Source organism: Pseudomonas sp. Q12-87 (genome assembly GCF_001269755.1).
GTDB classification, from domain to species: domain Bacteria; phylum Pseudomonadota; class Gammaproteobacteria; order Pseudomonadales; family Pseudomonadaceae; genus Aquipseudomonas; species Aquipseudomonas fluorescens_S.
In genome coordinates, this window is record NZ_LHVI01000036.1 from 33,446 (window position 1) to 47,286 (window position 13,841).

At 61.2% G+C, this 13,841-nt stretch carries 7 protein-coding genes; 1 reads left to right on the forward strand and 6 read right to left on the reverse strand.

Annotated elements, in window-relative coordinates; all coding sequences use genetic code 11:
• Positions 1-20: 20 nt before the first annotated feature.
• The 5 genes from AD663_RS26100 to hutC form a co-directional block, all read right to left on the reverse strand.
• Entirely contained in the window at positions 21-989 is a 969-nt protein-coding gene (locus AD663_RS26100) for an ABC transporter substrate-binding protein (RefSeq protein ID WP_003186706.1), read from the reverse strand.
• A gap of 69 nt (positions 990-1,058) precedes the next feature.
• Positions 1,059-2,525 (reverse strand): cytosine permease, encoded by a 1,467-nt coding sequence (locus tag AD663_RS26105; protein ID WP_053214780.1) that lies wholly within the window; start codon positions 2,523-2,525, stop codon positions 1,059-1,061.
• A gap of 148 nt (positions 2,526-2,673) precedes the next feature.
• Positions 2,674-4,362, reverse strand: a complete 1,689-nt coding sequence (gene hutU / locus AD663_RS26110; protein WP_003186708.1) for a urocanate hydratase — start codon at positions 4,360-4,362, stop codon at positions 2,674-2,676.
• A gap of 463 nt (positions 4,363-4,825) precedes the next feature.
• Complete coding sequence (locus AD663_RS26115) at positions 4,826-5,395, reverse strand: HutD family protein (RefSeq protein ID WP_003186709.1); 570 nt, start codon at positions 5,393-5,395, stop codon at positions 4,826-4,828.
• Complete coding sequence (gene hutC / locus AD663_RS26120; protein WP_172680643.1) at positions 5,392-6,102, reverse strand: histidine utilization repressor; 711 nt, start codon at positions 6,100-6,102, stop codon at positions 5,392-5,394. Before hutC ends, AD663_RS26115 begins: the two co-directional genes overlap by 4 nt.
• A gap of 143 nt (positions 6,103-6,245) precedes the next feature.
• On the opposite strand from hutC, the gene AD663_RS26125 reads away from it, so the two are divergent.
• Positions 6,246-7,610, forward strand: coding sequence for a formimidoylglutamate deiminase (locus AD663_RS26125; RefSeq protein WP_053214782.1), 1,365 nt, complete (start codon positions 6,246-6,248; stop codon positions 7,608-7,610).
• A 47-nt stretch (positions 7,611-7,657) separates the two neighbouring features.
• On the opposite strand, the gene AD663_RS26130 is transcribed toward AD663_RS26125, so the two are convergent.
• On the reverse strand, positions 7,658-13,810 hold the full coding sequence (locus AD663_RS26130; protein WP_053214783.1) for a YDG domain-containing protein: 6,153 nt from the start codon (positions 13,808-13,810) through the stop codon (positions 7,658-7,660).
• Positions 13,811-13,841: the final 31 nt, after the last annotated feature.

Genomic DNA, 13,841 nt, shown 5'->3' on the forward strand with positions numbered 1-13,841 from the left:
TTGGCCGGGAAATATTCGACCTACAGAGCCGCGTCGATTTTCTTGGCAGCGTCGTCGCTTACCCAGGCGTGCCAGACTTCAGGATGTTCCTTCAGGAAGATCTTCGCCAGTTTCGGCGACTCGATCCGCTCCTTGGCCATGCGTCCAAGGTTCTGGTTCAAGATATCGATGGGCAGGTTGACCTTTTCCAGCACCGCTACCAGCTCCGGGGCTTGTTCGTGGAAGGTCTTGGACAGGCCGACCTTGATGTTCACGCTTTTATCCACGCCGGGTTTTTCTTCCAGTTTAACCAGGTCCACCTGGCCCATCAGCGGCGTTGGCGACCAGTAGTAGAACAGGATCGGCTCGCCACGCTTGTAGCTCGACAGCACTGCGGCATCCAGGGCCGGGCCGGTGCCTGGACGGAAGTTGGTGTAGGTTTTTTCCAGGCCATAGCTTTTCAGCATTTCGCTGTTGTCCAGCTCACAGGTCCAACCGGCCGGGCAATTATAGAAACGGCCCTTGGACGGTTCTTCCGGGTCCTTGAACACGGCAGCGTACTGGCCCAGGTCGGCAATGTTCTTCAGGCCCGGCGCCTTGGCTTCGAGCTTGCGCTTGGCGTCACCTTCAACCACGTAGCGCGGCACGTACCAGCCTTCGATGGCGCCCACGACCGGGGCGCCGACGCCAACCACTTTGCCGGCCTTCTCGGCCTTGTTCCAGACTTCGCTGCGGCCGACCCATTCTTCGGCAAATACCTGGATGTCGTTGCTGCTCAGGGCGTTCTCCATGGTGATGGAGTTGCCCGGCAGGCTGTCGGTCTTGCAGTCGTAGCCTTTTTCCAGCACCACTTGCAGGACATCGGTCAGCAGCATGGCGCTTTCCCAGTTCAGGCCGGCGAACTTCACCGGTTTACCCGACTCGCACCAACCCGCCGCTTGCGTGGCGCCGGCACTGGCCAGCAGGCCCATGGAAAGCAACGTGGTCAGCAGGGTCTTGTTCGTTTTCATTGTGTGACGCTCCTAATCAGTGAATTGGCTTACGGCAGTCAAGAGGCATCCAGCCCTGTCAACGTCCCATCAGACCGCTTGGATGCGGCCCGCCCTGCTCGGTTGTGCGTCAACCGCGTCCTGCTCGACCGGCAGGATCAATTGATCAGGTACAGCGCTGTGCCATTTCTTGGCGCAGACGTAATAGAGCGCCGCCGGAACCACCAGGCCGATGATCCAGGAAATATCCACGCCACCCATGGCTTCCACCAGCGGACCGGTATAGAACTTGGTGGCGATGAACGGCAATTGAACCAGGACACCGAAGACATAGATGCTGATGCCAAGGGGATTCCAACGACCGTAGCGACCGCTCGGGTCGGCCAGCGCCGGCACGTCATAGTGCTCGCGAGTGATGCAGTAGTAGTCCACCAGGTTGATCGCGCTCCAGGGCGTAAAGAATGCGAGCAAGAACAGGATGAAAGACTTGAACGCGCCGAGGAAAGAATGCTGGCCGAGCAGCGCGATCAGGGTCGCGGTACCGACGATGACCAGCACGAAGACCAGACGTTGCAAGCGCGTTACGTTCAGGTGGCCACGAAAACCGCTGATGATGGTCGCGATGCACATGAAGCTGCCGTAGGAGTTCAGCGTCGAGATGGTGACCTTGCCGAACGCGATGCTGAAATACAGCAACGCAGCGGTGGCGCCGGTACCCCCCAGGCCAACGATGTAGGCCACTTCATGACCGGCGAACTGCCCGTTGGCCGAAGCGGCGGCAAACACACCGAGGATCATCGCCACCTGTGCACCGATGACCGAACCGGCGCCAGCGGCAAAGAAAGTCTTTACCGAGGAAGTCTTGCTCGGCAGGTAACGCGAATAATCCGCCACGTAGGGGCCGAACGCGATCTGCCAAGAGGCCGCGAGCGACACCGCCAGCAGGAAACTGCTCCAGCTGAAATGGCGGATTTGCAGGAGTGCGCCAACGTCCGTCTGGCTGATCAGGCGAGCGAACAGGTAAACAAAGGCAATCACACCAATCACACTGGCGACACGGCCAATGAAGTGAATCACCCGATACCCGAGCACCGTGACCAGCACGATGACGCTGGCAAAAATGAGGATGCCAACACTGTCGCTGACGCTAAACAACTGGCCCAGCGCCTGGCCGGAAAGCACGGTTCCGGTTGCGGTGAAACCCAGGTACATCAGGCACACCAACACGATCGGGATCGCCGCGCCATAAACACCAAACTGCACCCGGCTGGAGATCATCTGCGGCAGGCCAAGCTTGGGCCCTTGGGCGGCATGCAACGCCATGACGCCACCGCCGAGCAGTTGGCCGATCAGCAAACCGATCAACGACCAGAACACATCACCGCCCAGCACCACCGCCAAGGCACCGGTGACAATTGCCGTGATCTGCAGGTTGGCCCCCATCCAGAGGGTGGACTGGCTCAACAGACGACCATGTCTCTCCGCTTCCGGGATGTAGTCGATCGAACGTTTTTCGATCAACGGCTTGCTGCTTGCGCGTGTGCTGGTGACAGCCATGGTTCAACCTCTGTGGATTGTTCTGGAATTCGTTTGCGCCGCGTCCCTGTGGGAGCGGGCTTGCTCGCGAATGCGGTGTGTCATTCAACACATGTGTCGGATGTAAAACCGCCTTCGCGAGCAAGCCCGCTCCCACAGAGGGATTGGGTTATTTGCCAGTGATCATCGGCAAGTTCAGCCCCTGTTCCTTGGCGCAATCAATGGCGATCTGGTAACCGGCATCGGCATGGCGCATCACGCCAGTGCCCGGGTCGTTGTGCAGCACGCGGGCAATGCGCTCGGCCGCTTCGTCGGTACCGTCGCAAACAATCACCATCCCCGAATGCTGGGAGAAGCCCATGCCGACGCCGCCACCGTGGTGCAGCGAAACCCAGGTCGCGCCGCTGGCGGTGTTGAGCAAGGCGTTGAGCAACGGCCAGTCGGAGACGGCATCGGAACCGTCCTGCATGGATTCGGTTTCACGGTTCGGGCTCGATACAGAGCCGGAGTCCAGGTGGTCACGGCCGATCACGATCGGTGCGGACAGCTCGCCGCTGCGCACCATTTCGTTGAAGGCCAGGCCCAGCTTGGCGCGCTGGCCCAGGCCGACCCAGCAGATACGCGCTGGCAAGCCCTGGAAACTGATGCGCTCGCGAGCCATGTCCAGCCAGTTGTGCAGGTGAGCATCGTCCGGGATCAGTTCCTTGACCTTGGCGTCGGTCTTGTAGATGTCTTGCGGGTCGCCCGACAGCGCGGCCCAGCGGAACGGACCAATACCGCGGCAGAACAGCGGACGAATGTAGGCCGGGACGAACCCTGGGAAATCGAAGGCATTTTCGACGCCCTCTTCCTGGGCCATCTGGCGGATGTTGTTGCCGTAGTCGAAGGTCGGCACGCCCATTTTCTGGAAGGCCAGCATGGCTTTGACGTGGACGGCCATCGATTGCTTGGCGGCCTTCACCACGGCAGCCGGTTCGGTCTTGGCCCGGGCACGGTACTCGTCCCAGGTCCAGCCGGCCGGCAGGTAACCGTTGAGCGGGTCGTGGGCGCTGGTCTGGTCGGTGACCATGTCGGGGCGTACACCGCGACGGACCATTTCCGGCAGGATTTCAGCGGCGTTGCCGCACAGCGCGATGGAAATCGCCTTGCCTTCGGCAGTGTATTTCTCGATACGGGCCAGGGCGTCGTCCAGGTCGGTGGCCTGCTCGTCGACGTAGCGGGTCTTGAGGCGGAAATCGATGCTCACCTGTTGGCATTCGATGTTCAGCGAGCAAGCACCGGCCAAAGTGGCGGCCAAGGGTTGCGCACCGCCCATGCCGCCCAGACCGGCGGTCAGGACCCAGCGACCCTTGAGGTTGTTGTCGTAGTGCTGGCGACCGGCTTCGACGAAGGTTTCATAGGTGCCTTGGACAATGCCCTGGCTGCCGATGTAGATCCAGCTGCCGGCGGTCATCTGGCCGTACATGGCCAGGCCCTTGGCATCCAGTTCGTTGAAGTGTTCCCAGGTGGCCCAGTGCGGCACCAGGTTGGAGTTGGCGATCAGTACGCGTGGCGCGTTGGAGTGGGTCTTGAACACGCCGACCGGCTTGCCGGATTGCACCAGCAGGGTTTCGTCGTCATTCAGGTTGGTCAGGCTTTCCACGATTTTGTCGTAGCACTCCCAGTTGCGCGCCGCGCGGCCGATGCCACCGTAGACCACCAGCTCCTTGGGGTTCTCTGCCACTTCCGGGTCGAGGTTGTTCATCAACATGCGCAGCGGTGCTTCAGTCAGCCAGCTCTTGGCGGTCAGCGTGTTACCGCGTGGGGCGCGAATTTCAACGTCACGGTATTTTTCGGGTTTGCGGGTAGCGTCGGTCACAGCAAAAACTCCTCAGCGATCAATCCAGACCAGCCCGGGCAGTGGGCAGCGATTTAGCGAACGTTGCGTAGAAGATCGGTGACTCATACGCATACGTCTTTACTTGTATGTACAAGCATATGCAATCAAGCGGCCAACTTGTTGGTGAGGTGTTCAAGAATAATTCGAGGCGTGGCTGTAAGGCGCTGACTAGAGGGGTCTAGCAGGCGGATGAAATTTCTGGAGGGTTTTTTACGAAGGCGTCGGGGCGGGCAGGAATGCGTGATATTGCGTCACGCTGGGGCATTCGGTAACAAGTTGGTGCGCTTGGAGGGAACAATGAGGTGGGCTTTTTGTGGCGAGGGAGCTTGCTCCCGCTGGGTGGCGAAGCCGCCCCAAGCATTTGTGCTGAAACAAAGAACTTGGGCCTGCTGCGCAGTCCAGCGGGAGCAAGCTCCCTCGCCACAGGGGATCCAGGCTGAAGTTAGCGAGCCGTCAGTTCGATCACGCAACATTGGCCATGGGTGGAGATATCCAGCAGCCCGGTGTTACCACTCAATTGCAAACAGTCGTAGAGGCCCAGGTTCACGTCGGACTCACCGAGCCTGACCGCCAACCCCGGAGCCGCGCTGAACACCAGCACCGTCCCCGCTTCGCTGAAGAACCGCTGCTGGCCTCCCAGCCATTGCAACCGTGCGCGGTAACGCTGCGGCGCGTAAATCAGGTTGAAGTCGCGAATCGGCCCGCCCAGCAGCGAGCATTGGACATGGCTTTCGCCGCTGAACGCGAAGGGGTCCAGTGGACGCAACGGCCGGGTGGCCTGGCCATCGACATTCAGGGTCATGCCGTCACCCTGCAAGACGCTGATGATCCGCTCGTAACCGGCGAAGGTGGAGAAGCCCCCCGACTCAGCGATGTCGGCAATCGACAGACGCCAGCCGAAACCCTCCAGGCCGGTACCGGCATCGCGGGTGATTTCTTCGGTGCTGCCGCCACCGTTTTTCCACGGCATGCGTGGGTAATCCGCAGCGCGTAAAACCTTCAAGTCGCTCATTTATGAAAACGCCCTTCCAGACGATGACGGGAACCGGGGTGGATCAGGCGCGCGGCAGTCACTGGCTGACGACCGGACCAGGTGCGGCGGCGGATCAGCAGGCATGGCTCGCCCTTTTCGATCTGCAGCAGCTTGCATTCGCTCGGCTCGGCCAGGATTGCCTCAACCACATGCTCGCCTTCGGTCAGCGGCGCGACCTGGTTCAGATACGCGTAGGGCGTTTGCAGGGTGAAGTCCTGCTTGAGGTATTCGGGGGCCACCAGCGCGTTGACGAAACGGTCCTCGATTTGCACGGGAATGTCGTTTTCAAAATGCACGATCAGCGAGTGGAACACCTTCTGGCCTTCGCGCATATCCAGGGCCAGGGCCCGTTCGGAACCGGCGGCCTCTTCTTCCAGGGTGATGACCTGGCAAGTATGGCGATGACCACGGGAGGCGATTTCGTCGGCGATGTTATGCACTTCGAACAACGCGGACTGGCTCTTGGGCTCGGCCACGAACGTGCCGACACCTTGCATGCGCACCAGCAGGCCATCGGCGGTCATTTCCCGCAGGGCACGGTTGATGGTCATGCGGCTGAAACCCAACTGGCTGACCAGCTCGCTTTCCGACGGCACGCGGTAATGCGGCGGCCAGTTTCCACTGTCGATCTGCTGGGTGATCATCTGTTTGACGCGGGCGTACAAGGGCGCCGGAGTGTCGCCCATGTTTGCGGCCAGCGGCGGTTTGGCAGGCGGAGTCGGCACGGCGGTTCCCTGTTCTGCGAATAAGGTTGCTAGCTTGCCGGAGTTTACCGGCCAGGCAAACGTCTGTATATGTATATACAAATTACGCACGATGAGGTTGAACCATGTCCGCCTTCTTTGCCGAACGCGCGCTGCTGCCTAGTGGATGGGCCAATGATGTACGCCTTGAAGTCAACGCCCAGGGCGTCCTGACTCATATCCAGGCCGACTCCCTTGCAGACGGCGCCGAACGGCTGGGCGGTCCGCTGCTGCCGGGCATGCCGAACCTGCACTCCCACGCCTTCCAGCGGGCCATGGCCGGGCTGGCGGAAGTGGCAGGCAATCCCAACGACAGCTTCTGGACCTGGCGCGACCTGATGTACCGTCTCGTCGGAAAAATCAGTCCCGATCAACTCGGCGTTATCGCCCGGCAGCTGTACATCGAAATGCTCAAGGCCGGTTACACCTCGGTCGCCGAATTCCATTATGTGCATCACGACACCGATGGCGCGCCCTACGCCGATCCGGCGGAACTGGCCTTGCGCATCAGTCACGCCGCCAGCGCCGCCGGCATCGGCCTGACCTTGCTGCCGGTGCTCTATAGCCACTCCGGTTTTGGCGGCCAGGCGCCCAATGCCGGGCAGCGGCGCTTCATCAACAGCACTGAAAACTATCTGAAGCTTCAGGCGCGCTTGCAACCGATCCTGGCCGGGCAACCGGCCCAGGAATTGGGTTTGTGTTTTCACTCGTTGCGTGCAGTAACTCCTGGGCAGATCCAAGAGGTCCTGGCGGCGAGCGACCGCGATTGCCCGGTGCATATCCACATCGCGGAGCAGCAAAAGGAAGTCGATGACTGCCTGGGCTGGAGCGGTGCCCGCCCGCTGCAATGGCTGTACGAAAACGTAGACGTCGACCAACGCTGGTGCCTGGTCCACGCCACCCACGCCAACGCCCAGGAAGTCAGCCTCATGGCCAAGAGCCGGGCGATTGCCGGCCTGTGCCTGACCACCGAAGCCAACCTGGGCGATGGGATTTTCCCGGCGGTGGATTTCCTCGCCCAGGGCGGCCGCCTGGGGATCGGTTCCGACAGCCATGTGTCATTGAGCGTGGTGGAAGAGTTGCGATGGCTTGAGTACGGCCAGCGGTTGCGGGACCAGCGGCGCAACCGGTTGTACCGCACGGATCAGCCGATGGTCGGACGCACCTTGTTCGATGCCGCGTTGGACGGTGGCGCCCAGGCTTTGGGACAACCGGTCGGCGCCCTGGAAATCGGCAAGCGCGCCGACTGGCTGGTACTCGACGGCAACGATCCGTACCTGGCGACGGCCCAGGGCGACGGGATCCTCAATCGCTGGCTATTTGCCGGTGGCGATCGCCAGGTGCGCGATGTAATGGTCAGCGGACGGTGGGTTGTACGTGAGGGGGGCCATGCCGGCGAAGAGGAAAGCGGCCGGGCGTTCACCCAGGTTTTGCGCGAACTGTTGGGCTGACACCGATAGTGAAGAGCGCCCCCGCAAACGACAACGGGGGCGCTACCTCAACGACTGACGACCGCCGGGGATTTATCGGCAATCCGGGCTTGCCTCAGCGAGTGTTCAATGATGACCGCTTCGATGTTACGAACGCTGATGCCCAGCCGCTTCTTCGCCACGACCAGCCCATAGGCCGCCAACTCGTCAGTGGCGATGTCGCTTGCCGCAGGAGGAACCTTCACCATAAGCACTCCGCCACTCAGCAGGTTCACCTGCAAATTGAGACGTTGCCCACTGGCCATTGCGACTGAACCTTCGACCGAGCCGCCACCGGAGCCTTGCAGCACAGGCGTTTGGTGGCTCCCCCCGTCGATCAGTTCCAGCGTAAGGCTATTGCCCAAGTCGGTCGCCGAATACTGCCCTTCCCCACTAAGCGGTTCGCCGGCACGGGTGCGGTAAAGCGCCAGGCTTTTTTGCACCGCAGGCTCGGAGACACCATCGGCCAGGGCCAAGCTCATCCTGCCATTGCCGTTGAGTACAGCATCCTGCAGAGCCAGCTCGTTAACACCGACAAAATTAGCAGCAACATTCGTCAGGTCCGGAGTATCGCTGAACAAGGCTGTAGACGGGATCGACTGCGCAGGGGACTGTACCTCTACAGCCACCCAGTCTCCGGGGCGATTGATAGCGACTTGGGTGCCATTCGCTCCCGGCGCAACGTTGATCAGCCCAACCGGGGTGTGAAAAGACGGCTCGATACTGGCCGTGGCCACTTGCAGTTGGTCAGCCAATTGATAATTGGCCGCATCGTCGCCGTGCAACAGCAGGTTAATCACACTCACCGTCTTTCCCTGACCGACCTGCGGCGTGTCAAAGAGCGCCTTGCCTGTGGCCCCGACGCCATCGCCAGCAATCACACCATCAAGAGCGACGGCCCGAATGGTCGCGGTATTTGCACCGTCGGAAAGTTTATCGGCGATATCTACCGTCGCATTCAATAGCTTGCGGCCGATATCAGCTGTGCCGATCCGGGCAGCGGTGTCGAATGCATAGTTGTTCGCCTCGACACCGGTCAAGGCAACGCCCGAGCCACTGACCGCTTTGTTCTGGCCGGCGTTTTTGTCGACAAAAGTGCCGGTGGTGCCACTGGCATTCACGTTGCCGGCATCACCGCTCACGACGCCGATCAGCGCTAAGTTGCTCAGGCTGGCCGTGGTGCCGCCGTCGTAGGTTTTGTCGGCCACGTTGGCCGTGGCGGTCAAGACTTTGCGGTTGATATCGGCCGAGCCGATCTGCGCAGCGGTGTCGAACGCGTAGTTGTTCGCCTCGACACCGGTCAAGGCAACGCCCGAGCCACTGACCGCTTTGTTCTGACCGGCGTTTTTGTCGACAAAGGTGCCGGTGGTACCACTGGCATTTACCTTGTCGGCATCACCGCTCACGACGCCGATCAGCGAGAGGTTGCTCAGGCTGGCCGTGGTGCCGCCGTCATAGGTTTTGTCGGCCACGTTGGCCGTTGCGGTCAAGACTTTGCGGTCAATATCGGCTGTGCCTATCTGTGCGCTGGTGTCGAACGCATAGTTGCTCGCCTCGACACCGGTCAAGGCAACGCCCGAGCCACTGACCGCTTTGTTCTGGCCGGCGTTTTTGTCGACAAAGGTGCCGGTGGTACCACTGGCATTTACCTTGCCGGCATCACCGCTCACGACGCCGATCAGCGCGAGATTGCTCAGGCTGGCCGTGGTGCCGCCGTCATAGGTTTTGTCGGCCACGTTGGCCGTGGCGGTCAAGACTTTGCGGTCAATATCGGCTGTGCCGATCTGTGCGCTGGTGTCGAACGCATAGTTGCTCGCCTCGACACCGGTCAAGGCAACGCCCGAGCCGCTGACCGCTTTGTTCTGGCCGGCGTTTTTATCGGCAAAGGTGCCGGTGGTGCCACTGGCACTCACGTTGCCGGCATCACCGCTCACGACGCCGATCAGCGTGAAGTTGCTCAGGCTGGCCGTGGTGCTGCCGTCATAGGTTTTGTCGGCCACGTTGGCCGTTGCGGTCAAGACTTTGCGGTTGATATCGGCTGTGCCGATCTGTGCGCTGGTGTCGAACGCATAGTTGCTCGCCTCGACACCGGTCAAGGCAACGCCCGAGCCGCTGACCGCTTTGTTCTGGCCGGCGTTTTTGTCGACAAAGGCGCCGGTGGTGCCACTGGCATTCACCTTGCCGGCATCGCCACCGACGATGCCGATCAGCGCGAGGTTGCTCAGGCTGGCCGTGGTGCTGCCGTCATAGGTTTTGTCGGCCACGTTGGCAGTAGCAGTCAAGACTTTGCGGTCGATATCGGCCGAGCCGATCTGCGCGCTGGTGTCGAACGCGTAGTTGTTCGCCTCGACACCGGTCAAGGCAACGCCCGAGCCGCTGACCGCTTTGTTCTGGCCGGCGTTTTTGTCGACAAAGGTGCCGGTTGTGCCACTGGCATTCACGTTGCCGGCGTCACCGCTCACGACGCCGATCAGCGCGAGGTTGCTCAGGCTGGCCGTGGTGCTGCCGTCGTAGGTTTTGTCCGCCACGTTGGCCGTTGCGGTCAAGACTTTGCGGTCGATATCGGCTGTGCCGATCTGCGCGCTGGTATCGAACGCGTAGTTGTTCGCCTCGACACCGGTCAAGGCAACGCCCGAGCCGCTGACCGCTTTGTTCTGGCCGGCGTTTTTGTCGACAAAGGTGCCGGTTGTGCCACTGGCATTCACGTTGCCGGCGTCACCGCTCACGACGCCGATCAGCGCGAGGTTGCTCAGGCTGGCCGTGGTGCCGCCGTCGTAGGTTTTGTCGGCCACGTTGGCCGTGGCGGTCAAGACTTTGCGGTCGATATCGGCCGAGCCGATCTGCGCGCTGGTGTCGAACGCATAGTTGCTCGCCTCGACACCGGTCAAGGCAACGCCCGAGCCACTGACCGCTTTGTTCTGGCCGGCGTTTTTGTCGACAAAGGTGCCGGTGGTGCCACTGGCACTCACGTTACCGGCGTCACCGCTCACGACGCCGATCAGCGCGAGGTTGCTCAGGCTGGCCGTGGTGCTGCCATCGTAGGTCTTGTCGGCCACGTTGGCAGTGGCGGTCAGAACCTTACGGTCGATCTGGCCAACATTTCCGCTGACACTGGAGGCATCGACTTGATAGCCGAATATCCTGACAGCACCATTGGTCGCTTCGGACACTTCGACGTTGTCCACCGTCACCCGCTTGCCCGCACCCGCATTCTTATCCGCGTAAGAGGCACTGCCGAACGAAAGGACGTCGATGGTATCCCCATCGATTGCCCCGGTCATAGCAAAGTTGGGGTTCGTCACCGCCGCGGTGGCGTTTGCATCATAGGTCTTGCTCACCTGACCCTGCAGTTCGACATGGACCTTGGGCGCAAAACTGTAGAGGTGGCCATTGCCCGTACCCAGCACCGCGTCGCCAAATTGCGCTGCGTACTGTTTGAACGCGGCAGCCAGCGCTCCGCGGATATCATCCAGCGGGCTGGTGGAATAGGTCAGCCATCGACCGTTGTTGGCAGTCAATGCGCCGGCACCGGCCTGGTTGACGAAATTGCGCGCGGCGACCAATACGACGGCATCGCCAGTGCCCTGTGCGCTCACGGTGCCGCCGTTGCCGATGACCACGTCCCCGGTGCCCGCTTGAGCAAGGATGTGCCCGTTCGCATGGGTGTTGCGCAATTGTCCATCGATCTGGATGTCGCCATTGAGCAGACTCAGGTTACTGCCGGCACTAAAGCCGAAGCCAGAGGCATCCACCGAGGTGGTGCCGGTGCCATCAGCACGGCCGATAGTGAGGTTATTGGCCCCCTGCAGCTTGCTGATATCCGTAGCCGGCCCGTTCGCGTCCAGCAGAATGCCGACACCGGCATTGCCGCTGATGCTTTTCAACTGGATATCCGTGGTCGCGTTGAAGGGTTCCAGGCGGATGCTGGCAGTACTCAGGTTTTGCAGCGTCGCCTGGGTGAAGTCGATGTTTTTGGCACGCAGCGTTAGCTGGCCGGTGCCGGTGTCCAGCTTGAGCAGGTTGGTGAAGTTGATCGCCCCGTCTGTATAGATCGAGGCCCCGGAAAGCATGGTCATGGGCGTACTGAAATTGACGTCGCCGCTCAGGCTGAGCAAGCCTGCCAAACGTTTCTCTCCGGTGGAGGCGCCTAGCGCTTTGCTGCCCATCGCGTCGCCGAAATACAGCCGACCTGCGCCGAGCGTGACATTGCTGTTAAGTGTGGCGATGCTGTCAGCGTTTGCGGCAGTTCCGAACGACATGTAGAGGTTGCCGCCGTGGGTGGTGATAGGCGTATTGATGGTCAATGCGCCACCGCCGCCGCTATCGGAATCGCTGGACAGCCTGACGTAACCGCCTTCGGTGGTCAGCGCGCCGGCAATGGTCAACCCGTCGGCGCCGAGTAAGGTGATGCTACCCGCTCCAGGCGTACCGCTACCGATCGACGCGACATTGTGAGTGGGCAGACTGGCCACCGCGGGGTTTACGCCCGCTCCCGACGCAGAAAGTTTGAACACATTGATAATAGAGCCGGTGGCAGTGCCGCCCGCTTGCATGTAGATACTGCCCGTACCGGAAACCGCAAGCGTGTTGTTCGGGTTGGCGAAGGTAATGGTTGAGTTGCTGCCACCGAGCGCCTCGGCACGGAAGCTGACGTTGTTTTGCATGGAGATGACGCCGTCTCCACCATTGAGATTCAGATCGGCAAAGTTGATGTTGCTGGTTGCCTGCATCAGCACGTTAGCCAACTGAGCTTCAAGCGTCTGTTCGAATACCGTCACGTTACCGGTGCCGGAGGACCAGTTGCCACTGACACCATTCCCGCCGGAAACGGTGATGTTGGTCGGGTCGAGCAACAGATCACCCGTGCGCCCCTTGGCTGCACGGGCATCGGTCGTGCCGGCATACTGCAGTGTCTGCTTGCCGGACACTTCGGCCTTGCCGCCGTTGCCGCCCTGGGCACCACCACGGACAGAGATATCGCCAGCAAAACGGTTTTCCCCGTCAGCCCAGAACACGGCGGTACCGCCGTCGCCGCCCAGGGTCGCATCCGCGTTCACCTTGACGTTACGCCCCACCGTCACCTGCCTGGCGTTGGCCACGCCGGCATCCTGGCCTTGCCAGCCGCCACCGACCTTGATCGTACCGCCACCGCTCGTCCCGCTGGCCTTGAGGGTTGCATCGGCAATGGCGATACGCTCACCCGTCACCACGACATCGCCGCCCCGGCCGTGCTCGGAGGACGCATCGAGCGTACCGGCAACCTGGGTCAGACCGCCCTCGCTATCACCGTCAAGCAGGATGCGGCCACCGCGCGTCACCAGACCTTTGGCCTCGATGAGGCCGGTGTTGTTGACCACGCTGTTCAATGCGGCATCGGCGGAGCGTGCGCTCAATGCAACCATGCCGCCATCGGCGCTGATATGACCTTCGTTCCGGACCAAGGCATCGAGCACACCCCGGTCGATGTTGACGCTCACCAGGCCGTCGCCCTGGAAATCGAGGCTGACTTTATCGCCTGCGGCCAGCACGGTGCTCCCGCCTGGGGTACGGATTGTTCCGCTGTTGCCAACCTGTGGGCCAATCAATGCGACCACACCACCCGGCGCCGCATTGACCGTGCCTTGGTTGAGCACCGTCCCTGCACCGGCACCACCACTCAAAGCGGTTTTGCCGGCAAGAAAATCCTGATCACTGGTCTTCAGGGAGGACGCCACCAGACCGCCAACATTGACTTGGGCGCCTTTGCCAATCACCACCCCATTAGGGTTGAGCAGCCACACCTGGCCATTGGCGTCGAGCTTACCCAGGATCTGACTGGCGTTACCGCCGCCTATGACGCGGTTGAGCGCGACACTCTGCGCACTTGGCTGACGGAACGTGACGCTGGCATCGGCAGCAATATCGAAACTGTTCCACTGGGTGATGAGTTTGCCGGTGTGTTGGTCGATGACCATATGGCTGCCGTTCTGCGAGATCGCTCCACTGCCACCGACTATGGACCCGCCAGTGGGTAGCTCGGCCGCTTGAACCACCCCGCTACCGAGCAGGCCAACGACGGCGAGCACACCGACTACTCCAGCGCGTTTGCCCCTTGAGGTGGAATGCTCCGCGACGGCAACAAATACCTGATCGGCATCGCTCCAGACAAGGCGATAAAGATGGTTCAACGAAGCGCGCTTCATGGGAGCTCCTAAACTCATGGAGGCCGTACCA

Bases quoted from the DNA above. Each gene is read 5' to 3' on its own strand.
- hutC (WP_172680643.1), bottom strand. From the start codon at position 6,102: ATGGGCGACACTCCGGCGCCCTTGTACGCCCGCGTCAAACAGATGATC.
- AD663_RS26105 (WP_053214780.1), bottom strand. From the start codon at position 2,525: ATGGCTGTCACCAGCACACGCGCAAGCAGCAAGCCGTTGATCGAAAAA.
- AD663_RS26130 (WP_053214783.1), bottom strand. From the start codon at position 13,810: ATGAAGCGCGCTTCGTTGAACCATCTTTATCGCCTTGTCTGGAGCGAT.
- AD663_RS26115 (WP_003186709.1), bottom strand. From the start codon at position 5,395: ATGAGCGACTTGAAGGTTTTACGCGCTGCGGATTACCCACGCATGCCG.
- AD663_RS26100 (WP_003186706.1), bottom strand. From the start codon at position 989: ATGAAAACGAACAAGACCCTGCTGACCACGTTGCTTTCCATGGGCCTG.
- AD663_RS26125 (WP_053214782.1), top strand. From the start codon at position 6,246: ATGTCCGCCTTCTTTGCCGAACGCGCGCTGCTGCCTAGTGGATGGGCC.